We start from the raw sequence: 21,737 nt of genomic DNA on the forward strand, positions 1-21,737 counted from the left end.
GATTCGTTCCATTCGCTACGTTGCTAAACGGGCGCCCCGCGCCTTTGTTCTTAAGCTGTTTTTATAGGCTGGCATTTGGAAGTGATCTTTATTAGAGTTAAACACAAATAGACGTTTTCAACAGCCTATTTTAGCTTTTTAGGTGATTGCCTTATACAAATGGGAGATATTTGCCATAGGTTATTAGTGAACCTATTACAGGAAAGGAGAATTTTTCATGAGACATCATCATGGGAATTGCTGTCCCCCAAAGCAGGTTGTTCATCCAACCAAATATAATTGTGTAAAACAATGCAGTGAAGATGTTGTAGAGCATATTCATCCTTCACATACGACTGTACAAAATCATCATACAACGATTAATAAACATGTATTTCCACATTCTACTTCTGTACAAAATACAAATAGCAGTGTAGACGTATACGGCGGATCTTTTAATGTACCATCTCAAGTAGGAGGAGCGATGGCTCCAGGATACGGAAATGGTCAGGTAGGAGGAGCAATGGCGCCAGGCTATGGAAACGGTCAAGTAGGAGGAGCAATGGCACCGGGAATGGGGCATGGATGTCATAAGCCGAAACATTGGCAACATCCACATAAATGGTGTTAACTTAAAAGAAAAGCTGGCATAGTTTATGCCAGCTTTTCAAGTTAGTATGCCAGGCATCGCACATTATCTAGGGTTGAAGTCCCGAGCCACGAAGGGAGTAGTAGTGTTTAGCTTAAGACAAGGGCGTCTGGGCTGATCCAGAATCTGAAGGAAGTCGGCGGCAAATCTCCACCTTTTAGGAACACGAACTTCATATGAGGCTAGGTCGGGGGAGTCACCTCCTCCTACTCGATTAAACGTAAATAGATGCAAAATATTTTCTCTGATCATTTATACCGTATATAAGGTGCTGTAAGAGACCCACTTCAGGAGTAGGATCATCTGTACAGCAACAGGTCTAAGTGGGAGATAACAGTACCTAAATGTCCTATTTCGTAAGCAGCCTTTAGGTCATACCATTACGGTACTAACAATCAGTTGGGGTTTCATTCATCCATCACTGATTGAAGATTCACTTTATCTCAAATCTAATCGGTAGTAAGACCTGCCCATCCATCCAACGAGATGAAATCCAGTATAATAAGGCAAGAATCCAGCCGTTAACATCTGCGAAACTAAAAAGCAGGAGAGGGATGAAGAATGCTTGCACTGATTAAAGTTCTCTTTGTTTAGTGCGCGTATTTATAATGATAACCGATGAAAACAATCTGATTAAAATTGGATTGCGAGATGTTCTGACAGCGTCGAGAAAATGATATGTTACAATTTTGTTTATAATAGCAATACTACTGAAATGCGTATTTCGAATCTACACGAGCAATTTTAGAGGTGATTATGTAGATACGCTATTAAGGTTTCCATCTAAAAATAAGGATAGATCTATGCGGAGGGAACAGATAAAATGAAAATTATAACAGTAACAGGGTATAAACCAATGGAAATCAATATCTTTAAGGAGGAGGATGATCGAATTACATACATTAAAGCAGCGATTAGGAAGCGGCTCGTGCCTATGATCGAGGAAGGTCTAGAATGGGTACTAATATCTGGACAAATGGGAGTGGAACTGTGGACAGCAGAAGTTGTGTATGATTTACAAGAGGATTACGATATTCGGCTAGGTGTCTTTCCGCCATTTGAAAATCAAGATAGTCGCTGGCCTGAGCCATTGCAGGAAAAATATCAGGCTATTATTGCGTCTGCAGACTTTTATAAACCTTTATATCAAGGCGATTATCGTGGGGCCTATCAGTTTAAAGCAAAAAACATGTGGTTAGTTGATAAAAGTGACGCTTGTTTATTATTAGTTGATCAAGAATATCCAGGAAGCACTCGCTATTTTTATGAAGTCGCTAAACAGGCGATGCCAGATCATACGATTTATACAATTACACCGTCGGACCTCGATGATGTGGTCGAAGAAATAAGAATGGCTGATCCTGATTACTGGATTTAAGTGTAAATTCGCCGAAGTTCACAAGAAGGTTGCTCGAAGTTCACAATTTAAGCAAGCATAAGAAGGATAAACTAACTTCAGCTTGCAGGTTTTTAGCAATATGTAGCGAATATAATGAATAACTACTTCAAATCAAATGAAAGGAAGTACTGCCTTGATTATCAAACCTTTACAAGCATCTCATTACTTATTACAAATGGAGGCATTAGCACGAAGGCTCCCGACGCCCCACACTTTAAAAGACACTATAACAAGTAAAGCAAAACGGTTACGAGCAGGTTATATAGGTGAAGCATCTTTGGAATATCCCCTTCAATTTTTACCCCAGCAAACTTTCCTCATTTTTTACAATGTCCGTTTAAAGAACGAATACGACTATTTTCAAATAGATATACTTATTGTATCGGCGAACTTTATCTTAATAGTAGAAGTGAAAAATATTAAAGATCATGTCATCTTTGACGAGATGGGACAAGCTATCCGCATTTCCGATCATAAAAAAGAAGCATTTACACATCCGATGTATCAGATAAACCTACAGCATACAAGGTTTCTTCGTTGGCTGCGGCAACATAACTTGCCACCAGTCCCCCTTGAAAAATTGGTTGTCTACACGAATCCCAAAACCATCTTAAAAAATCTTACGAACGATGAAAAAATTTCAGATCTTATTATTCATAAAGAGAAATTCCTCGAAAAACTGAATCTATTTCAAGAGAAATATACAAAATATTGCCTGTCTGAAGACGAGATAGTTCAGTTATCTTTTCGCTTAACATCCTCCCATATCACGAAAAGAATAAATGTTTTGGAGAAGTACGCATTGAAAGAACAAGAATTAATTCGGGGTGTACTTTGTCTAAAATGTTATGCAGCAAAAATGTATTTTCATTATGGAACATGGCGTTGTAACAGCTGTTATGATCAATCCAAAATTGCTCATCGATATGCGTTTTCGTACTATGCTTTATTAATAGAACCTTATATTAATAATCGCCAAGCACGAGAATTTCTTGAAATTTCATCCCCGTACATGATGAAACGACTGTTTAAGAAAGAAAATTTCAGTCAATCGGAAGTACAAGTGGCAGGAAGTATAAATTAGAAGTTATAAGAACTTAAGTGCGTGGTGAAATATGTAAATTCGCCGAAGTTCACAATTAAAGCTGGTATAAGAACGATAAACTAACATTCGGTAGCAGATTTATTGAAATATATGGAAAATGCGAAGTTCACAATTTAAGTTGGGAAGGAAAAATAGTAGCTGCTTGCAATTCTTTCCTTGGCCTGACTTACATCATTATCACATGGAAAGCATATTCTTAAATAGACAGAAACTGCTAGTTAAGCTGGCTTTATAAAAAATGGAAAGGAGAGGCTACTTCATATGTATACGTATCCGAATTACTATCAAACTCCTGTAAGGGCAGAAGTATTCTCGAATAGAATAATCAAAGTCTATGGGACGGGGAAAGTAGCTGTGGAACCGAACATCGTTTCCATTCAATTAGGAGTAATAACAGAAAATCAGTCCCTGCTTCTGGCACAGCAAGAAAATGCTCGTTTAATGAATCAAGTGATTCAAGCTCTGCTAGAATTAGGTTTTTCCCAAAAAGATATTCAAACATCTTCATACAATATCAGACCGATTTCTGATTTTAAGGATGGAGAGCCTGTTAACCAAAGATACCAGGTTGTCAATACTGTTCAAGTTACAATTACAGATTTTGATCAAATTGGTACAATTATTGATCGAGCTGTTCAAGAAGGAGTGAACCGTGTTTTTGCGATTCAATTTTCAACTAATCAGCAAGAAACAATCTATAATCAAGCTTTGCAAAACGCTTTGGAAGACGGTGCTCGAAAAGCCCGCACTATTGCTCAAAAATTCCATCTACCTTTAGATCCAACTCCATTTGAGATTATCGAACAAACAGTTCAGCCACTGGTAGCCCATAAAGCTTTTTCAACCTCTGTAGAAAATTTCACGACAACGCCTATTCAATCAGGTCAAATTGAAATAGAAGCAACCGTTGAGTTGGTATATAAGTATTGAACTACTGCAAATGATTACGATATATAAACCAATGAATAACATCATGTAAAGAATATCGCCTTTGAAACAACTGATTATATTAATAGCTTGTTGGTTGTAAAACATTTTTGCGTTAAACACGAAACCGAATTATCCGCATCTTTTCTTCCAAAAGGGCGAAATCATAAAAAGAAATTCCTATAATTGCAGGTTATTTTACGAATTTGTCGAATAGTATATAGAAATCAATGACGGAAAAGGGGGAAGTAGGTTGAATAAGGATTCTAAAAAAGAATATGAGGTTGATGAGCGTATTCAATACAATGACCCGATTAGCGAGGTGGTAAAAAGAGCAGAAAAGGAAGGGCATTTCGATCATTTACCTGGAAAAGGAAAACCACTTAAGTTAGCTAACAATTATTTTAATCCAGAAGAGAAACAGTTGTATAAGACAATGAAGGATAATCATGTGCTACCGAGGTGGATTGAATTAGCGAATGAAATTGACGTATTGAAAGAAGAACTAGCTGTTTTAGATGGGAAACAAAGGAAAGAAAAGGTGAAGTTTACCAACAAGAAAATAAAACAGTACAATCGCCTATGCCCGCCTTCTTTACAGCGCAATAAAATATACGACTAAGGGAAGGAAAATGACATGAACTTTAACATACGAAAAATGGAAGAAGCGGATATAGAAGCTGTGCAAGAAGTAGCAACAACGAGCTGGCATACGACGTATGAAGGAATAATTCCAATAGTAATTCAAGATACATTTTTGGCTGGTGCATATAGTAAAGAAATGTTAATTAGGCGTTTAAAAGGGTCACACTTTTTTATTGCTGTAGTAGATGGTAAGGTAATTGGTTTTGCTAACTATGCTCCTGTCACCGATAAAGGAACAATGGAATTGGCAGCTATTTATGTACTTCCGGATTATCAGGGGGTAGAGATAGGGTCAGCTTTGTTAGAAGCTGGTATAGCTATAAGCGAGGGTGCAGAGATTTATATCAATGTCGAGAAAGAGAATACGATTGGCAGACGTTTTTATGAAAGGAAAGGCTTTAAAGTAGTAGAAGAATTCACGGAAAATTTTGCTGGGCATTTATTGCAAACGATTCGCATGGTGCTTTATCCGCATAGAGTGCAAAGCTGAGTCACTGCCTCCATATAGGTATACCATACAGACTCTGCAATTGGAGAGCTGTCGAAAGGATGAAAAGCCAGATGAGAATGTATCGTTTTTCAACAGACTATGGGATGCAAATCACACGGTATCAATCAAAACAGTTGAAGATTGCGCCGATATTACAACTTTGTAAAGCTTCACTTCAAATGAGCTGTATGTATATTGAACCAGGGTATAAATGGTGAACACCCTGCTTTGACGGATCAGTTGTTTTTAGTGGTTGCAAGGAAAAGGTGAAGTAAAAGGAAACAATCGGCATTTTATTTCTGTTCAACAAGGGGACGCTATTTTTTGACGACAAGGAGAACACCATGTAACACGATCGGAACAAGGGTTGTCATGGAAGCAGAGATCCCAAATCTACCACACTATATACGTGCAAGATAAATGACAGACCTGAAATAAAACAAGAAAGGTGGTGTGCTGTTGAAAATACGAAAGGCGAATATAGATGATGCTGCTTCCATAGCCAAAGTGCATGTGGATAGCTGGAAATCAACCTATGTAGGGATTTTACCTGAGGCATTTTTACAAACGTTAACGTATGAGCCAAAAAGATGGCAGGAAAATATAAGGAAACAAACTATCTATATAGCTGAAGATCAGAGTGGCCACATAGTTGGATTTGCTATCGGTGGCAAAGAAAGGACAGGGAATTATTCTGAATATGAGGGGGAACTCTATGCGATTTATCTATTAGAGGAGCATCAAGGAAATGGCATTGGAAAAAGGCTATTTCAAACAGTAGTGAACCAGCTTCATCAAGAGAGGATTAACTCGATGGTGGTGTGCGTATTGGCTGAGAATAAGGCAGCGTATTTTTACGAAGCAATGGGCGGGAAATTAATCCATCGTACACAGCTGAATATTGGTGGTCATGAATTACCGACGCTTGTATATGGGTGGAAAGATATAGCGTTTTATCCCTTATAGGTGCTGTAAGACTCCAACTTCAAGAAGTGGATAATCTGTATTGCAACCAAGTCTAAGTTTGAAGATAACAGCACCTACATACCCGATTTGTTCAGAGGCCTTTAGGTCATACCCTTGCGTTCTAACAATAAGTGGGGGATGAATGAAAACTTTCACTGATTGAAGATTCACTTTATTTGCAGGAGTAAGCTTCTTTTTAGAATCGACAGCGTAACCTTTAATGTGCATACTTCATTTGGTTATATGTGTATATACCCGCGGTGCTTGTGAATACCGCTCTAGTTAACAGATAAGGGAAATCGTCCGTCCGCAACATGAATTTAAAATAAAAACGAATAAAGGAGGTTTAAAGACTGAAAAGAATAACTGGTGCTGCAGGAGTTTGTGTAAACGACAGGAACCAAATGCTCATGGTGTTGCAGGGAAAACCTGAAGAGAAGAAGACATGGACAGTGCCAACTGGGATAACAGAACTTCACGAAACGGGAGAAGCCTGTTGTATTCGCGAGGTAGTTGAAGAAAAAGGGTATATTGCGAGAATTAGCAAACATCTGTATACAAAGAAAAGTGCAAGCATTGACACTATTATTTAGTTCAGGTAACAGGTGGAGATATGAAAATGGATGACCCAGATGGTCTAATCTATAATATTGCATGGAAAACGAAGGAGGAATTAGATCAATTGCTACTTACTTTTGAAGAAAACCGTAATTTTTTAAAGTCCTGTTTTCAAGCAGGTAGGGCCAATGAATGTTGATGATACTTTTATAGCTACGTGTGGAGTTCCAATGCCTGAGTATAGAAATGGGAGGCATATGGGCTCTATTAAAAAAGGAGAATGACCAATGATTTCTTATGATGGTCCACGTTTACTGGAAATACTTTTTTGTGTTTTGCTGGTCATTTTCATTGGTCATGTTTTTATAACGAAAATGCTCGCTCCAATATTTAGTGCATCGTAAAATTTTTTCTCGCAAACAAGAAGGAAATCGCAAACAAAAAAATAGTAATAGGGTTAAACGTATTCATGTCTATTGTGGAGTGATCTCACTCACCTAAATAGGGAATGATCTCAATATCTATTTTCTACTAGTTCTATTCATCATCTATTATGTCGTTCAACTATATTTTGAATGGAATGACATGAACCATAATTTTGAGAGTGTGTGTTAATGGTTAGTGTTAGCGTGATTATTATTGAAACCAAAATTTTTGGTTTGCTATTTAAATAGGGGGGAGCAATTTGCAAACTAAGCTATCCATACGACCATTAACAAAGTTACATAAGCCATTACTTGTGAAATGGCTGTCTGATCCTGAGGTATTGCAATTTTACGAAGGAAGAGACAAGCCGTTTAACATAAATATCGTTGAGTCTGAATTCTATACAAACGAGCCTTTTTTATCCCGTCGTATCATATATTTCCATAAAGCTCCTATCGGCTACGTGCAATATTACCCCATTAATAAGACTACAAGTAATTTAACTGCCCTTGTAGGAAAATGCGCTTACGGTATGGATCAATTCATAGGAGAAGCTGATTATAGAAATAAAGGGATTGGAACAGTGCTTGTTAAAAAGATAGCAAAGTTTCTCATGGAAGAACAGGACGCTCATAAGGTTATCCTTGATCCACAAGTGGAGAATGAAAGAGCGGTGGCATGCTATGAAAAAGCTGGATTTAAACGCGTTAAAAAATTATTGGATCATGAGTTCCATGAAGGAAAATACCGCGATTGTTGGTTGATGGAATGTAAGAAAATAAATGAAGATGGCTCGGCAAAATAAAAACGATACAACAATTATCCATGTAACACACATTGCAATGCTGTGAATGCTTACAGCGGACTAAAAACAATTTATTGAAAGGTAAGAACAGTATGCAAGCTATTAAAATTCTTGAACAATTTCATATTTCAGCAACAAAGAAGCCTGTAAGTATATATCCTTATTCTCCTGTTTACCACGTCCATTATGAAGGTGAGGATGTCATTGTTAAGAAAACCCAAAAAACGCTTGAACGAGCGCGTGCATTAGCAGCATATACGCAGTTTTTGCAAGAAAATGGCGTCCTCGTTGTTTCACCAATAAAAATGGACGTAGACAATCCACAAGAAATTGGTCCGGATTGTTATGTTGTATACCCATTTATAAAAGGAGAAAAGTACCGTGCGTCAAACGAGCAAATATATACTGCTGGAGCTTTATTAGGGAAAATTCACGCGCTATCGCCTGCAAAAGATCCATACCTGCTTTCATCATATAATGTGTATGATTTTACCAACGAGGAGGTAGAAGAGAGTGTACAATCCATTGCAAAGCACGCACAAACCAATCATGTTTCTCTAAATATAGCGGTACTAAAAGAAAAATTACTATCCTGCGTGTCCATGCAAACAGAACTGCGACAGCTCTCATTACCTCACGTATTAACACCGCATGATTATAAAGCGAATAATTTAGTATATACACCTGAACCTTACTTGATTGATCCGGACAATGCTGCAAGGGTTCCGCGTATCTTTGATTTAGCTTTAGCATTACTACTATTTCATAATGAAATGAATACAGCACCTGATATTGTTTTTACTCTGGAGCAATGGAATGCTTTCTTAGCTGGTTATTATAATTATGTACAACTGACTGATTTGGAAAAACAATCATGGGATATCGCATTAAAGCATGTGTTTTTAGATGAAGTAATGTGGCTCATGGCAGAGGTCCCTGAAGTCTGGGAAAAGCAATCGCAGCGAAAGCTTTTTTTAAGTGTGGTTGATTTGTTTTTAGAAAGTAAAGCTTATCAACTTTAACATATAGCGAGGGAGTAGTTTGGGGGAGACAGCCTAAATCATTATCTATTTACATGACACTTGGCATAATTAGCGTGCTACTTACAGCTTGCACGCAAAAAGATAAAATAGTGCTGGACAAAGCAGAACTTTCAATGTATGAAACAATTTTAACTGGTACCATTACAGGCGGTCATGTGGGTCTCCCATTAGATATAAAGGGAAAGAGAGATGATGACATTACCATTGCAATTGATCATTATCAGCATAGTAAGCGAGTAGAACGGTTTGAGAACTGACCGCTACTATTCCGGAAGATGAACTGAATCAACCTGTAGAGCTGTTTGTATTCAAACAAAGTCTGAGAAAAACTGGATGTCGGCAATCATGTCCGAGTCTGGACAAACGAAGCTAGAATCAGAAGTTCATATGAACGATAGTAAAAATGCTGCTTCTGCTAGGGCAGGGGTTTTAGAGACCATAGAGCTGTAATGATGATTTGGAGCAAGTGGCTGCTTCATTTGTATGTAGAAACCAAAACCATGCAGGAGTAAGAGATATCATTGAAACGGAAGAGGACTTACAAAATGGCAACCAATTATGAAAATATAATTATCGTATTCGTAGAAATTAATTAACTTGACTGCTTACATGATCTCGTCGTATGAATCGGAAATGAAACCCTATCAATAGGAGAGATAGAAGTCCTGTCTAGCAGAGTTTGGTTTCAAATCATACTGGCTAAGAAGATGATTATATAGTGATATTCCCTAAGAAGAAACTTTAGGGAATATCCTATTTTTAAGTGGTTAGCTCTGCGATGCATTCTTGGACAAGCGTTACTGCTTGACTCATGGATGCACCACCACCAAATGCTGCTGTAACAGCAGTTGCTTCTAATATTTCTTGTTTTGTACAACCTTGATCTAAACAACCTTTCGTATGATAAATGATGCAATATTCATTCTGAGCATGAAGGCTAATTCCTAAGGCAATTAGTTGTTTTGCTTTAGCAGAAAGCTCACCTGCTTGAAAGCATGCTTCTGTAAAATCATTGTACTTATCTGTAAATGCTGGCATTTGCTTTGCAAAGTTGTCTACACCTTTTTTATATGCCAATAATGTTTGTTCTATAGAGCTCTTGGCTGCTCCCATGACTTCCACTCCTTTTCCGGAAAATATAGTGTTAGTTTGACCAAAAATAACTAGACTAAACAAGGCAAGTATAAAACAGTTACATTTGAAATCGTAATACTTCGTTTTAAAAGAATCGAAAAAGGGAAAGAATTTAAACAAGTTAATCACAATGTAGCTTTACACTGTTCCTATTTTGCTAGTACAGGCTGCAGTTTTATCCGTATACAAGGTGTTGTAAGACTCCGACTTTAGGAGTTGGATAAACTGTATAGCAACAACTCTAAGTAGGAGATAACAGCACCTAAATGCTCTATTTCGTAAACGGCCTTTAGGTCATACCATTACGGTACTAACAATCAGTGTGGGATGAAAGAAAGCCCCTGATGGAAGCTTCACTTTATGGCTGTAAATCCTTACCTTTAATAGGCAGTGAATATGGAATGCAGAATGAAGACAGCAAATAAACGCCATGCTCTCGATGCCGAAAAATAAACTTTAAAAGTTAAGTATCTCCCGCTTTCATGCAGGTAGGAGAATCGGAAAACGCCATTAGAACAAGTTTCACTTTAATTCAAATATGCGATAAACTAGAGATGCGAATTGGAGGAATATCTATGAAGAAATTAATTCGAAAATTAATCAAGTATGGACCAGTAATTTATCCAATAATTAAAAAATATCTTAATAAGCGAAAGGCTAAAAAGAAGTACCATGGCGAGTAATGCGAAAGTATTGGTGTGGCCAATTAAACTAGGTATACTTAAGTGGAAAAGTATACAATCATAGCGATAAATGAGGCAGCGGCTAAAAGTAAATTGGCTTACTCGTTAAGCGAAATGACAGGCGCCTGTAATTGCTCGTTCTCATCTAGAACAGTTTCCTTGCTATTTAAACTAGCTTTTGCTATCAATAAATAAGGCAAATACTTAAATGCAGGAGGCAATTAGAATGAAAATCGCAGCAATAGTAGGCAGTAATCGACAAAGCTCTTATAACATGAAGCTTGTACGATTTTTACAAGCAAGATATACGGATAAAGTGGAGATCGAAATTCTTCCAATAGATCAACTTCCGTTTTATAATCAGGACGAGGAATTAAATCCGCCAGTAATTGTAAACGAAATAAAAAATAAAATACAAGTAAGCGATGGGGTGCTAATTGCGACGCCGGAGTATAACAGCTCTATTTCCGGAATGTTAAAAAATGCACTCGATTGGTTTTCCAGAGTGGAACAGGTAATGGTGAATAAACCGACAATGATTATTGGTGCCTCCATGGGGATAATGGGGACTATTCGAGCACAAATGCAACTTCGGCAAATTTTAAATTCCCCTGGGATAGGTGCTTTAACTTTACCAGGAAATGAAGTGTTCATTGGTGCTATTCAAAATAAAATGGATGAGCAAGGACGTTTAACAGATGAGCCGACCATCCAGTTTATGGATACGGTTCTGGGTAACTTCATAGAATGGGCTGAAAAAACAAAGGTTTTTAGTTAAACACTTACTATTTAAAACTTGCTTTCTTTATGAAAGCAAGTTTTTGTATAACACTTCTAAAAAGGAGAATGTAAATGACACTCAAGGGGATTAATCACATTTTATTTTCAGTATCTGATTTAGAACGATCGATTACATTTTATCAGCACGTGTTTGCTGCTAAGTTATTAGTCAAGGGAAGGAGTACTGCATACTTTGATGTAAATGGGATTTGGCTAGCGTTAAATGAAGAAAAAGATATCCCTCGTCAGGAAATCCATCATTCGTATACACATATTGCTTTTTCAATTGACGAAGCGGATTTTGACAGGATGTACCAAAAATTACAAAGGTTGAACGTAAACATTTTAGAAGGAAGATCAAGGGACGAGAGAGATAAAAAATCCGTTTATTTTACTGATCCAGACGGGCATAAGTTTGAATTCCATACAGGTACACTAGCTGATCGATTAGCTTATTACAAAGAAGAAAAGCAGCATATGGAATTTTTTCTTGATTGAAGGGTGCCATAACACTCTAATTTCGGGGCGCCTGAACAGGCACAATGGGAGATAGTGGCACCTGAATTTCCGATTCGTTCAAAAGCTTTTAGGTTCCCTACCCTTGCAGTACGAACAATCCGATGAAATTCCCCCATGTTAAAAGGTTATTTTCTGAATATATAACGGCATCTTTTATCCAGAATGCCGTTATTTTAAAGGATAAAAATGGAGCGAATCACTTTTTTTCCACTTTTAAGATACTGGAGGCTGTTTTCTGTAATAGTTATAAAGAAGTACATAGGTGGACGAGAACTTGTACATGTCTTGTATTTATCATAGGGCAAAGGGAGATTCTATATTTCACTTTAAAGTTCGAGTTGCTCGATTTGATTTTGCAATGAATTAATGTTTTCAATGGTTTGGTATATTTCAGTATCTTTTACTTGTTCGAAAGTTAGCTCACCATGGTCAATTAAACGATTCATTTCATCTAATAATGGTTCACTTTTGCTTCTTAACTCCTGATGAATATCTTCTGCAAACTTTGGAGGATCAAGATTAATAAAATCTGTTATCGTTGTTTGTAAATTCTCTAAGCGCGTCATTAGCTGATCTTCTTCTAAGGAAGAAGCTTCCTCTATAAAATTGTTTAAGTTATTAAGATACGTTGTTGCTTCGTCTACATAGTTTAAGGAATTCGATGCTTCTTCTAAAATGCTGCATCCGCTCAATAATAAAAATGAAAAACATAACATGCTAAGAATAACTTTTTTCATACTAACTTAATCCTTTCTTTGTTCAGATTTGGAGTAGTTGTTCTTATAAAAACGGTAATCGTGTAACTTGCATAATATTATTTTTTGGCCTATCATGTGAATTTTTTTGAAATAGAAAACAAACAGATCTGTTTTTGACTGTCTACTCTAATCTATACGAAAAAGTTGCCCTTTAAGTTTCAAGTAATTGGTACTAATGCTTATTATAAGATATGGCAAAACTATTTAATTGAGAGCAATTACAGTAAAGGATGATTGGTATGAAAAATAAACGATACATCGTTATTATGGTACTTGGAATACTTTTTATATCAGGAGTTCAAGCAAAAGCATCCTCCTATACTTATGAACCTTTAACAGAAATAACGGAATTTAAAAACAAAGAGCATCAACGATATCATGAAGCTTTGTTAATGTATACAGCGAAAGAATTGGGAATTGATGTAGAAGGAAAGACAACAAAAGAATTAAAACAAGAAGTAGAGCAGATGACTTTGGAGCAAGCAACTAAAAAATTTGCGATTCAAGCAGAAGGGAAAGACAGAGAGCAATTAAAACAAGAAATTCTGCATGCGCAATTGGTGCAGAAGGCAAAACAGCTTGGAATTAAAAGCGATGGAAAATCGTCTGAAAAATTAGCGAAAGAGGTGAACGAGAAGTTAGTGAAAAGGAAAGCAGAACAATTAGGGATTAACATTGAAGGTAAAAAGTACCAACAGGTAAAACAGGAACTTATTCAATTGGAAGTAGAAACAGAAGCAAAACAGCTTGGAATTAAACCTCAAGGAGAGAAAATGGATCAATTGATTCAAAATGTACACGAGGCTAAATTATATCATACCGCAGAGCAGTTAGGGTTACTTACCATGAATAAGACTTCAGCTAAATTACTGGAGGAAATTATTGTAAATCATGCAACAGAAGCGAAAAAACTAAAACTATATCCATTTCAAAATGGAGAATTCCATAGCTACCTCCATTATAAATTTGAGGCTTAGAGCAAAGTTCCTGGAAGAACAATTTGTATTAGAATGGAAGCACCTTCTAACAAGCTCCATGATCGATTCACTCAATTAACCAAGAGTGGGGTAAAGACTCCGCTAATGGAAGTTTCCTTTTATCCCAATGGCTGTAAGTTTTCCCCTGCAAATTTAGAGAATGGAAACCAATAAAGCGACTAAACTGGAAAATTCAGCTGAAGTCTCATGCCCAATTCGCCCAATTAACCAAGAGCGGGGTCTCCCCTCCTGTTAACAAAAGTTTCTCTTCATGATAAAACGTATTGGTTTGTATCGTTTTTATGATATGGTATGATGTTAGTTATGTCACATAGCGGACAGGAATTTTTTGTGCTAAGATAAGAAAGTATAAAATTAGGTGCTTGGAGATAATGAAATAACCGACTAGCCACTTCCGGCGCATGAGCCCAGCAACGATGCGACTCTAAAAATGCGCCCTACGATAAGTTATCATCCATTCGTCGCTAAGAGGAAGGCCGACTAAAAGCGGGCTTGCGGCCCAGACGTCGGCATACCCCTGTTTTAGTGGCATCATTCCTTTATCTCCGTTGATTCGTTCCATTCGCTAGTTTCTAAACGGGCGCCCCGGCCTTTGTTCCACTATAGGAAAGTATAAGATTTTTTTGGTTTATAGTATAAGAAAAACAAAGGATTCCGCCATAAGTCTTGACGACAAGCCAAGTTTTTCTAATATTGGTTGGTATTGCCTTATACACGCGGATGGAAAGTGCTTGTATAAACTGTTACATTGGATGCAATATACAGAGTTTCCGTACGCCTAAGGAAACGGTTTTAGTTATATATCTTGCTTCCATAAATGCAGATATTTAGCCAGAAGGGAGAGGTTTGGTGAGTTCAGAAAACGCAACAGCAACAAATCCAAGAGAAATAAACAAAGTGCCACTGCTGATTGTCCTTATTTCAGGGGCGTTTGTCGCCATCTTAAATCAAACGTTATTAGCAACTGCATTACCCAAAATTATGCAAGATTTACAGTTAGATGCGAATACTGTTCAATGGTTGCAATCCATCTTTATGCTGGTAAACGGAATTATGATTCCAATTACGGCATTTTTGATCGAACGGTTTACGACAAGAGGTCTTTTTATAACTGCATTAAGTATATTTGCATTAGGAACAGCAATCTGTGCGATAGCTCCTAATTTTTCCGTATTAATGATCGGGAGAATCGGCCAAGCTGCAGCTGCTGGGATAATGATGCCGTTAATGCAAACAATATTGTTTCTCATTTATCCAATTGAAAAACGTGGAACTGCAATGGGAATGTTCGGGATGGTCATTGCCTTCGCTCCAGCTATAGGACCAACACTATCTGGTTGGTTAGTAGAACACTTTCCTTGGAGAAGTGTGTTTTATGTCGTATTACCAATTATCGTTATCGATATCATCGTTGCCTATTTTATTTTGAAAAATATTACCAACCAAACATTTCCAAAAGTCGATGTTATATCGATCATCCTGTCTACGTTAGGCTTTGGCGGTTTATTGTATGGATTTAGTGCGGCAGGTAATAGCGGTTGGGGAAGTGTACAGGTGGTTGCGTCCATAGTTGTTGGGGCGATCACGTTGACCATTTTTATTTGGCGGCAATTAAAATTAGAAGAGCCAATTTTGGAATTCCGTGTATTTCGTAATCCAGTTTTTTCATTGACAACTGCATTAGGAATGGTTACCTTTATGGCGATGATCGGTGCTGCAGTTATCATTCCTATCCTTGCACAAAATATGCTTGGGTTCACTGCTTTAGAATCTGGTTTAATGTTATTGCCTGGGGCGATTGTTATGGGTGTGATGAACCCAATCACTGGAAGGTTATTTGATCGGTTTGGTGCACGTTGGCTTTCAATAATTGGGCTATCCATTGTTACTGTAACAACATTTATGTTTACAAATTTATCAATAGATACATCATTTGCATATATCGCAATGGTTAACGCTATCCGTATGCTAGGAATAGCGATGGTGATGATGCCTGTTACAACAGCCGGTTTAAATAAACTCCCTATCCACCTCATTCCACATGGAACAGCGATGAATAACACGATGCGCCAAGTAGCTGGAGCTGTTGGAACAGCGTTGTTAGTAACGGTGATGACAAATGCTGCTCTACCAGAACAAGGTGTTCAAGGCATGATTCGTGGTGTGAATATTTCATTCATTGTAGCAGGATTGTTCGCGATTATTGCCCTTATCTTATCCTTTTTTATCAAATCAGGATCCGATTCGAAAGTTCGTATTGGAAGATAAAGCGAAACTCCAATCAGTTGGGATTTTTTAATCCCTCTGATTGTTCGTACTATAGGGGCACATCCTAAAGGTATCCGAACCGAATTAGCATTTACTCGTTGTTGGAACCTCCACTTATTCTACGGAGTTTTAAGGGTGGAATTGGCATTTTTACTGCCAGCTGATGCGACATAAATTGAAAAAACAGTTGACATTCTTCGCTTTTCTATCCATAATATTATAAAAATACAGTTGAACGGTAAGAAAGGATTAGTATGTGGTCCATTCAGTGCCAGAGATGGGGAGTTAACAGCTGGAAGCTCCCTACACGTGAATCCACAGAACCTGCCTTTTGAGTCCCATTGAAAATGGGCGCTATATTCGGCGTTATAGAAGAAAGCGGGATGTCTTTACGACATTCAACATAGGTGGTACCGCGGAAGAAGCTCTTTCGTCCTTTTATACAGGATGAATAGGGCTTTTTTTACAATCATATAAATGAATTGATCAATAACGCAGCTTAGTAGCAGTTACCCTTTTATAAAATAACCTAGAGGTACTGCTTTTAAATTCATAGAATATAAAAAGATATTGGGAATAGGAGTATGCAAATTGAGTAAACAGAGAGTCGTTGTGAAAATTGGAAGTAGCTCGTTGACAAATGCGCATGGGGAGATGGACGAAGCAAAGTTAGCGGAACATGTCCAGGCCATTGCAAAGCTTCGCCAATTGAACCATGATGTTATTTTAGTTTCGTCAGGCGCTGTGGCTGCCGGTTTTTCACAAATAGGCTATGCCTCTAGACCTGTCACATTGAAAGGAAAACAAGCAGCAGCTGCTGCAGGGCAAGGGTTGTTAATCCAAGCATATATGGAGAAATTTGCAGAACATGATTTACGAGCTGCGCAATTACTTTTAACACGAGACGATTTTAAAGATCGAGAACGATATAAAAACGCGTTTAATACATTGATGGAATTATTAGAACGCAGAGTCATTCCGATTATTAATGAAAACGACACCGTATCCATTAAAGAACTTACGTTTGGAGATAATGATATGCTGTCTGCTCTAGTAAGCGGTATTGTACATGCAGACCAATTAATTATGTTAACCGACATTAATGGTTTATATAATGAGAATCCGCGCCAAAATCCACATGCGATAAAATACGATTATTTAGATCGCATTACAGAAGAAATGATTGCCCAAGCTGATCAGCATGGATCGTCTGTTGGTACAGGTGGAATGAAATCAAAGCTGGAGGCAGCAAAAATGGCCTTATCATTGGGGGTCAGTGTATTTATCGGTACTGGTAAAGGAGGCGAAAAGCTGTCGCAAATTATTGAAGGAAGTGGCGATGGCACCTATATTACTAATCCTACCAAAGGCTCCATTACAACGAATAAACAATGGATCGCCCTTCATTCGGAGCCAGTAGGTCAAGTATATGTAGATCATGGCGCTGAAGAAGCTATCCTATATCAAGGGGCGAGTCTTTTAGCTGCTGGAATACGTAAAGTACAAGGTGATTTTAAAGCGGGAGATGTCGTAGAAGTGTATGGCAAAAATGGATTAATTGGGAAGGGAGAGGTAAGCTGTTCGGCAGATGTCGTTATGAAAGAGCTACAATTAAGAAGTTCCGATAAAGATTGTCTATCCTCACGGGTGATTCATCGAGACCGCTGGGTAAGGTTAACCTAAACAAAAGTAGTGTAACTATAGGATTATGGTTACTAGAAAAGGATTATTTAAATATGAAATGTAAAAAGGCCTGCGGTGATATGTCAAGTAGAAAATAAATATGAAGTTATCAAGGTACAATTTGTTTAAAAAAGGCATTAGGAAACTAGACCAATAATTAAATGTAAAGTACTGGAAATGGATGACGCAAGGCGGTAACTCCTGTGGGAAAAGCATGAGCCCCGGACCCTGCAACGAGCGCTCGAGGGAGGAGGCTCAAGCAGAGCTTCGGAAAGCGTCCGCCTGTAGTGTAAAGCAACGGTTTCAGGCGCACGTATAAATTCTCAAGCAGTAAAACAAATAAAATGTAAGAAACAATGGGCGAAAAAATAACGCCGAATATAATCTACGAGGAGGTATTTCTATGTCTGAAGTACAGCAAAAAGGAAAATTGGCAAAAGCAGCGAGTTATCAGTTAAATGGTGTAACAACAGAGGAAAAAAACCAAGCGTTGCAGTACATTGCAGAACAGCTGATACAGGATAAGGAAGTAATTCTAAAAGAGAACCAAAAGGATTTACAAGAAGGGGAAAATAACGGCATTTCAAAAGCAATTTTAGACCGGATTATGCTGGATGATACTAGAATTGAAGCTATGCACGATGCAATTTTTCAACTGATTGATTTAAATGATCCAATTGGTGAGGTACTCGAAAGCTTAGAAAAGGATAATGGTCTTCGTGTGGAAAGAAAGCGGGTGCCTATTGGTGTTATTGGAATGATTTATGAAGCACGTCCAAATGTAACGATCGATGCAGCAACACTGTCATTAAAAACGGGTAACGCAGTTATCTTGCGGGGAAGTTCATCAGCTAAGTATTCCAATCAAGCTTTAGTAGCTTCCATTCATCAAGCACTCGCGAAAAGTAAACTTCCAGTGGATGCTGTCCAGCTAATTGAGGATACGAGCAGAGAAACCGCCCAGCAATTATTTACATTAAATGAATACTTAGATGTGTTAATCCCCCGAGGAGGAAAAAAACTGATTCAGTCGGTTTTACAATCCTCTACGGTGCCTGTTATTGAAACCGGAGCAGGTAATTGTCATATATTCATTGATGCTTCCGCAGAAAAAAAATTAGCTATGAAGCTTGTTTTAAATGCAAAATTACAGCGTCCATCTGTATGTAATGCAATTGAATCGTTACTAATCCATAAAGATTGGTTTAAAGAACATGGGCTTGCACTATTGAAAACATTAGCTGAGAATCAAGTTGCGATTTATGGGGATGAAAATGTGTGTGCAGTCTTTTCAAAGGCTAAGCAGGCAACCGAAGAGGATTGGTATACGGAATATCTGGATTTAGCAATCAGCGTTAAATTAGTATCCTCATGCGAAGAAGCAGTAAATCATATTAATAAGTATGGGACACGACATTCCGAGGCCATTATTACAACTGACCATGCCAATGCAGTTTATTTCCAGCAACATGTGGATGCAGCTGCCGTGTATCATAATGCTTCTACAAGATTTACAGATGGATTTGAATTTGGCTATGGAGCAGAAATAGGCATCAGTACACAAAAATTGCATGCAAGAGGACCGATGGGTTTACCAGCGCTTACCTCGAGTAAGTTTTATATTTATGGTCAAGGGCAAATAAGGGAATAGTAGAAAAAAGAAGAGGCGCGCTAAGCCTTGAAGATTCGCGCGCCTCGCTGCGATTCCTTTTTGCGATAGAATTTATCCTGTATATAAGTTGCTGTAAGGCTCCCACATCAGGAGTTGGATAATCTGTACTGCAACAAGTCTAAGTGAGAGTTAATGGTACCTAAATGTCCTAGTCCGTAAGAGGTCTTTAGGTCATATCCTTGGGCTACTAACCATCAGCGGAGGATGAATGAAAACTCCCACTGATGGGAGATTCACTTTATCGTGGATGTAAGATGTATAACACTTCTGCATCATGATGAAAGGTTTAATTTAAAATGGAGGCGTTAACATGGCGAGTATAGAAGATTTTCAACAATTGGATATGCGAATAGGAACGGTGAAAAAGGCAGAACCTTTCAAAGAGGCAAGAACACCTGCAATTAAGCTCCAGATTGACTTTGGAGAATTGGGCATAAAACAGTCTTCTGCTCAGATTACCAAGCGCTATGAGCCAGAAGATTTAGTAGGAAGGCAAGTAGCAGCAGTTGTTAATTTTCCACCTCTGCGAATAGCTGGCTTTAAGTCTGAAGTGCTTGTTTTAGGCGGAGTGCCTGAGCAAGGGGACGTTATCTTATTAGCACCTGATGTCGAAGTAGCAAATGGCACACGTATTTTATAAGGATGGGGAAAGCAGCAAGAGCTTATGTATATACATTGTTTTTTGATTATTTCAATTATAAAGAATGGGGGAACTGGGGTTGATATTTATGAATGAATTAAAACAGATACTTCCGTCGGATCGAATAAGTGATAATGCAACGATATTAGAGCAGCACAGCACAGATGAATCATACCATGCACCAGCTTTGCCAAATACGGTTGTTTTTCCGAAAACGACAACAGAAGTAAGTCGTGTCGTGAAGCTGGCTGCTAAGGTTAACGTGCCAGTAGTTTCTTTTGGGCTAGGGACGAGTTTAGAGGGCAGTGTTATCCCATATCAAGGGGGAATTATGATTGATTTTTCCCTGATGAATCAAGTCTTGGAAGTACGGCCGGATGATTTTTTAGTTAAAGTCCAACCCGGTGTGACGAGAAAACAATTGGAAAAAGAGTTAAAAACGTACGGATTATTTTTCTCCGTTGACCCTGGGGCAGATGCAACGTTAGGTGGAATGGCAGCGACAAATGCCAGTGGAACAACATCTGTTAAGTATGGTGTGATGCGGGATCAAGTTCGGGATTTGCAAGTAGTACTAGCAGACGGGAGTGTCATTCATACGGGAAATATGGCAGCTAAATCTTCTTCTGGATTGCATTTAAATGGATTGTTCATTGGTTCAGAAGGGACGCTTGGTTGTTTTACGGAACTTACGTTAAAAGTACACGGAATACCAGAAAAAGTAGTGGCAGGAAGAGCGGCATTTACTACGTTAGATAATGCGGTGGAGGCTGTCATTCACATTTTACAAGCTGGTATTCCTGTTGCTAGGGTGGAACTCGTAGATGCACCATCTATAAAACAAATCAATCTATTTAGTGATACGTATTACTTGGAAGTACCGACAATTTTTATTGAATTTCACGGAAATGAGGCGGGACTCCAAGAAGACGTTGACTTTACAACAGAAATTTTACAGGAACACCAATGCCAAGATCTAGCATTTGAGGCAAATACTGCAGGTAGAAATCAATTGTGGGAAGCACGACATCAAACTGCATACGCTTTTTTGCATCATTATCCAGGAAAAAAACAGATGGTAACGGATGTTTGTGTGCCCATCTCTCAATTAGCAAACGCTATTAAACATGGGAGAGATGCGGTGGAGGCTTCAGCGCTTCCAGGAGGGATTGTGGGACATGTTGGCGATGGCAATTATCATATTTTAATGATGATTGATCCTCAGAATCCTGAAGATATCGCGAAAGCAAATGAAGTAAATGAACAAATTGTTTCCTATGCTTTATCATGTGGGGGAACATGTACTGGTGAACATGGTGTTGGGGTTGGTAAAGCAAAATATCAACTAGCAGAGCATGGGGCAGCCTTTGAAGTGATGAAAAGAATAAAAGACAGTTTAGATCCGCAGCATATTTTTAATCCTGGTAAAATATTTGCTTTAACGGATTAATTCCAGCATAGCTCTTTTAACGGAAATTCCTAAACTATTTTTTAGATTTCCCTCCACCATAGCGGTAGTGGAAACGCTTATAATTGTTTCGCGTTAGCAAGGAGTTGTTTTTTAAATTTCGAGATGAATTTAGAATAGATTAAATGAACGCTGCAAGTGC

General features: G+C 38.1%; 22 protein-coding genes, 1 pseudogene and 1 other annotated feature. Of the genes and pseudogenes, 21 read left to right on the top strand and 2 right to left on the bottom strand.

From position 1 onward, the window contains the following. Positions 1-217: 217 nt before the first annotated feature. The 12 genes and pseudogenes from KBP50_RS04010 to KBP50_RS04065 all read left to right on the top strand — a co-directional run bounded on the left by KBP50_RS04010 (position 218) and on the right by KBP50_RS04065 (position 9,249). Positions 218-610: a spore coat protein gene (locus KBP50_RS04010; protein ID WP_050350102.1), complete on the top strand. Its 393-nt coding sequence runs from the start codon at positions 218-220 to the stop codon at positions 608-610. Positions 611-1,451: 841 nt separating this feature from the next. Beyond that, complete coding sequence (locus tag KBP50_RS04015; protein ID WP_050350103.1) at positions 1,452-2,006, top strand: SLOG family protein; 555 nt, start codon at positions 1,452-1,454, stop codon at positions 2,004-2,006. 154 nt (positions 2,007-2,160) lie between these two features. Then, the gene (locus KBP50_RS04020; protein ID WP_050350104.1) at positions 2,161-3,111 is read left to right on the top strand and encodes a nuclease-related domain-containing protein; all 951 of its coding nucleotides are present in this window, start codon (positions 2,161-2,163) and stop codon (positions 3,109-3,111) included. A 282-nt stretch (positions 3,112-3,393) separates the two neighbouring features. Next, a complete protein-coding gene (locus tag KBP50_RS04025) occupies positions 3,394-4,062 on the top strand; it encodes an SIMPL domain-containing protein (RefSeq protein ID WP_050350105.1) in 669 nt (222 codons plus the stop codon). 250 nt (positions 4,063-4,312) lie between these two features. Further along, a complete protein-coding gene (locus KBP50_RS04030; RefSeq protein WP_050350106.1) occupies positions 4,313-4,681 on the top strand; it encodes a DnaJ family domain-containing protein in 369 nt (122 codons plus the stop codon). 15 nt (positions 4,682-4,696) lie between these two features. Then, on the top strand, positions 4,697-5,194 hold the full coding sequence (locus KBP50_RS04035) for a GNAT family N-acetyltransferase (protein ID WP_050350107.1): 498 nt from the start codon (positions 4,697-4,699) through the stop codon (positions 5,192-5,194). Between the two features lie 71 nt (positions 5,195-5,265). Beyond that, on the top strand, positions 5,266-5,412 hold the full coding sequence (locus KBP50_RS04040; protein WP_156875273.1) for a hypothetical protein: 147 nt from the start codon (positions 5,266-5,268) through the stop codon (positions 5,410-5,412). Between the two features lie 241 nt (positions 5,413-5,653). Further along, positions 5,654-6,160, top strand: coding sequence for a GNAT family N-acetyltransferase (locus KBP50_RS04045; protein WP_050350108.1), 507 nt, complete (start codon positions 5,654-5,656; stop codon positions 6,158-6,160). A gap of 353 nt (positions 6,161-6,513) precedes the next feature. After that, positions 6,514-6,917 (top strand): annotated as a pseudogene (locus tag KBP50_RS04050) (NUDIX hydrolase). Between the two features lie 486 nt (positions 6,918-7,403). Next, positions 7,404-7,949 carry a GNAT family N-acetyltransferase gene (locus tag KBP50_RS04055; RefSeq protein WP_050350110.1) on the top strand — a complete coding sequence of 182 codons (546 nt, stop codon included), beginning with the start codon at positions 7,404-7,406 and terminating at the stop codon, positions 7,947-7,949. A 92-nt stretch (positions 7,950-8,041) separates the two neighbouring features. After that, positions 8,042-8,971 (top strand): phosphotransferase, encoded by a 930-nt coding sequence (locus KBP50_RS04060; protein ID WP_050350111.1) that lies wholly within the window; start codon positions 8,042-8,044, stop codon positions 8,969-8,971. A 134-nt stretch (positions 8,972-9,105) separates the two neighbouring features. Continuing rightward, positions 9,106-9,249 (top strand): hypothetical protein, encoded by a 144-nt coding sequence (locus KBP50_RS04065; RefSeq protein WP_157858437.1) that lies wholly within the window; start codon positions 9,106-9,108, stop codon positions 9,247-9,249. Between the two features lie 502 nt (positions 9,250-9,751). Here the strand turns inward: KBP50_RS04065 and KBP50_RS04070 are convergent. Continuing rightward, complete coding sequence (locus tag KBP50_RS04070) at positions 9,752-10,105, bottom strand: carboxymuconolactone decarboxylase family protein (RefSeq protein WP_050350113.1); 354 nt, start codon at positions 10,103-10,105, stop codon at positions 9,752-9,754. 503 nt (positions 10,106-10,608) lie between these two features. Here KBP50_RS04070 and KBP50_RS04075 point away from each other — a divergent pair. The 3 genes from KBP50_RS04075 to fosM all read left to right on the top strand — a co-directional run bounded on the left by KBP50_RS04075 (position 10,609) and on the right by fosM (position 12,087). Beyond that, positions 10,609-10,809, top strand: a complete 201-nt coding sequence (locus tag KBP50_RS04075) for a hypothetical protein (protein WP_128743281.1) — start codon at positions 10,609-10,611, stop codon at positions 10,807-10,809. Positions 10,810-11,035: 226 nt separating this feature from the next. Continuing rightward, on the top strand, positions 11,036-11,587 hold the full coding sequence (locus KBP50_RS04080; protein WP_050350114.1) for an NADPH-dependent FMN reductase: 552 nt from the start codon (positions 11,036-11,038) through the stop codon (positions 11,585-11,587). Positions 11,588-11,661: 74 nt separating this feature from the next. Next, positions 11,662-12,087, top strand: coding sequence for a FosM family fosfomycin resistance protein (gene fosM, locus KBP50_RS04085; protein WP_050350115.1), 426 nt, complete (start codon positions 11,662-11,664; stop codon positions 12,085-12,087). Positions 12,088-12,434: 347 nt separating this feature from the next. Here the strand turns inward: fosM and KBP50_RS04090 are convergent, their stop codons facing one another. Beyond that, the gene (locus tag KBP50_RS04090; RefSeq protein ID WP_050350116.1) at positions 12,435-12,845 is read right to left on the bottom strand and encodes a DUF6376 family protein; all 411 of its coding nucleotides are present in this window, start codon (positions 12,843-12,845) and stop codon (positions 12,435-12,437) included. Positions 12,846-13,105: 260 nt separating this feature from the next. Between KBP50_RS04090 and KBP50_RS04095 the strand changes: the two genes are divergently transcribed. From KBP50_RS04095 to KBP50_RS04120, 6 genes are all read left to right on the top strand, one after another. Next, positions 13,106-13,843 (top strand): hypothetical protein, encoded by a 738-nt coding sequence (locus tag KBP50_RS04095; RefSeq protein ID WP_050350117.1) that lies wholly within the window; start codon positions 13,106-13,108, stop codon positions 13,841-13,843. 867 nt (positions 13,844-14,710) lie between these two features. Further along, complete coding sequence (locus tag KBP50_RS04100; protein WP_050350118.1) at positions 14,711-16,132, top strand: MDR family MFS transporter; 1,422 nt, start codon at positions 14,711-14,713, stop codon at positions 16,130-16,132. A 229-nt stretch (positions 16,133-16,361) separates the two neighbouring features. After that, positions 16,362-16,573 (top strand) — a binding site (T-box leader). 150 nt (positions 16,574-16,723) lie between these two features. Next, positions 16,724-17,815: a glutamate 5-kinase gene (gene proB / locus KBP50_RS04105; protein ID WP_050350119.1), complete on the top strand. Its 1,092-nt coding sequence runs from the start codon at positions 16,724-16,726 to the stop codon at positions 17,813-17,815. Between the two features lie 403 nt (positions 17,816-18,218). Beyond that, complete coding sequence (locus tag KBP50_RS04110; protein WP_050350120.1) at positions 18,219-19,466, top strand: glutamate-5-semialdehyde dehydrogenase; 1,248 nt, start codon at positions 18,219-18,221, stop codon at positions 19,464-19,466. 331 nt (positions 19,467-19,797) lie between these two features. Next, on the top strand, positions 19,798-20,127 hold the full coding sequence (gene csaA, locus KBP50_RS04115; RefSeq protein ID WP_050350121.1) for a chaperone CsaA: 330 nt from the start codon (positions 19,798-19,800) through the stop codon (positions 20,125-20,127). Between the two features lie 88 nt (positions 20,128-20,215). Next, positions 20,216-21,577 carry an FAD-binding oxidoreductase gene (locus tag KBP50_RS04120; RefSeq protein ID WP_232231323.1) on the top strand — a complete coding sequence of 454 codons (1,362 nt, stop codon included), beginning with the start codon at positions 20,216-20,218 and terminating at the stop codon, positions 21,575-21,577. Positions 21,578-21,737 lie beyond the last annotated feature (160 nt).

It is taken from the genome of Virgibacillus pantothenticus, from assembly GCF_018075365.1.
Lineage (GTDB): Bacteria > Bacillota > Bacilli > Bacillales > Amphibacillaceae > Virgibacillus > Virgibacillus pantothenticus.

Coding starts and splice junctions, on each gene's coding strand:
- KBP50_RS04025 (WP_050350105.1), top strand. CDS start 3,394: ATGTATACGTATCCGAATTACTATCAAACTCCTGTAAGGGCAGAAGTA.
- KBP50_RS04035 (WP_050350107.1), top strand. CDS start 4,697: ATGAACTTTAACATACGAAAAATGGAAGAAGCGGATATAGAAGCTGTG.
- KBP50_RS04070 (WP_050350113.1), bottom strand. CDS start 10,105: ATGGGAGCAGCCAAGAGCTCTATAGAACAAACATTATTGGCATATAAA.
- KBP50_RS04090 (WP_050350116.1), bottom strand. CDS start 12,845: ATGAAAAAAGTTATTCTTAGCATGTTATGTTTTTCATTTTTATTATTG.
- KBP50_RS04060 (WP_050350111.1), top strand. CDS start 8,042: ATGCAAGCTATTAAAATTCTTGAACAATTTCATATTTCAGCAACAAAG.
- KBP50_RS04120 (WP_232231323.1), top strand. CDS start 20,216: ATGAATGAATTAAAACAGATACTTCCGTCGGATCGAATAAGTGATAAT.
- KBP50_RS04080 (WP_050350114.1), top strand. CDS start 11,036: ATGAAAATCGCAGCAATAGTAGGCAGTAATCGACAAAGCTCTTATAAC.
- csaA (WP_050350121.1), top strand. CDS start 19,798: ATGGCGAGTATAGAAGATTTTCAACAATTGGATATGCGAATAGGAACG.
- KBP50_RS04015 (WP_050350103.1), top strand. CDS start 1,452: ATGAAAATTATAACAGTAACAGGGTATAAACCAATGGAAATCAATATC.
- KBP50_RS04110 (WP_050350120.1), top strand. CDS start 18,219: ATGTCTGAAGTACAGCAAAAAGGAAAATTGGCAAAAGCAGCGAGTTAT.
- KBP50_RS04065 (WP_157858437.1), top strand. CDS start 9,106: ATGTATGAAACAATTTTAACTGGTACCATTACAGGCGGTCATGTGGGT.
- fosM (WP_050350115.1), top strand. CDS start 11,662: ATGACACTCAAGGGGATTAATCACATTTTATTTTCAGTATCTGATTTA.
- KBP50_RS04095 (WP_050350117.1), top strand. CDS start 13,106: ATGAAAAATAAACGATACATCGTTATTATGGTACTTGGAATACTTTTT.
- KBP50_RS04075 (WP_128743281.1), top strand. CDS start 10,609: ATGCAGGTAGGAGAATCGGAAAACGCCATTAGAACAAGTTTCACTTTA.
- KBP50_RS04040 (WP_156875273.1), top strand. CDS start 5,266: ATGAGAATGTATCGTTTTTCAACAGACTATGGGATGCAAATCACACGG.
- KBP50_RS04010 (WP_050350102.1), top strand. CDS start 218: ATGAGACATCATCATGGGAATTGCTGTCCCCCAAAGCAGGTTGTTCAT.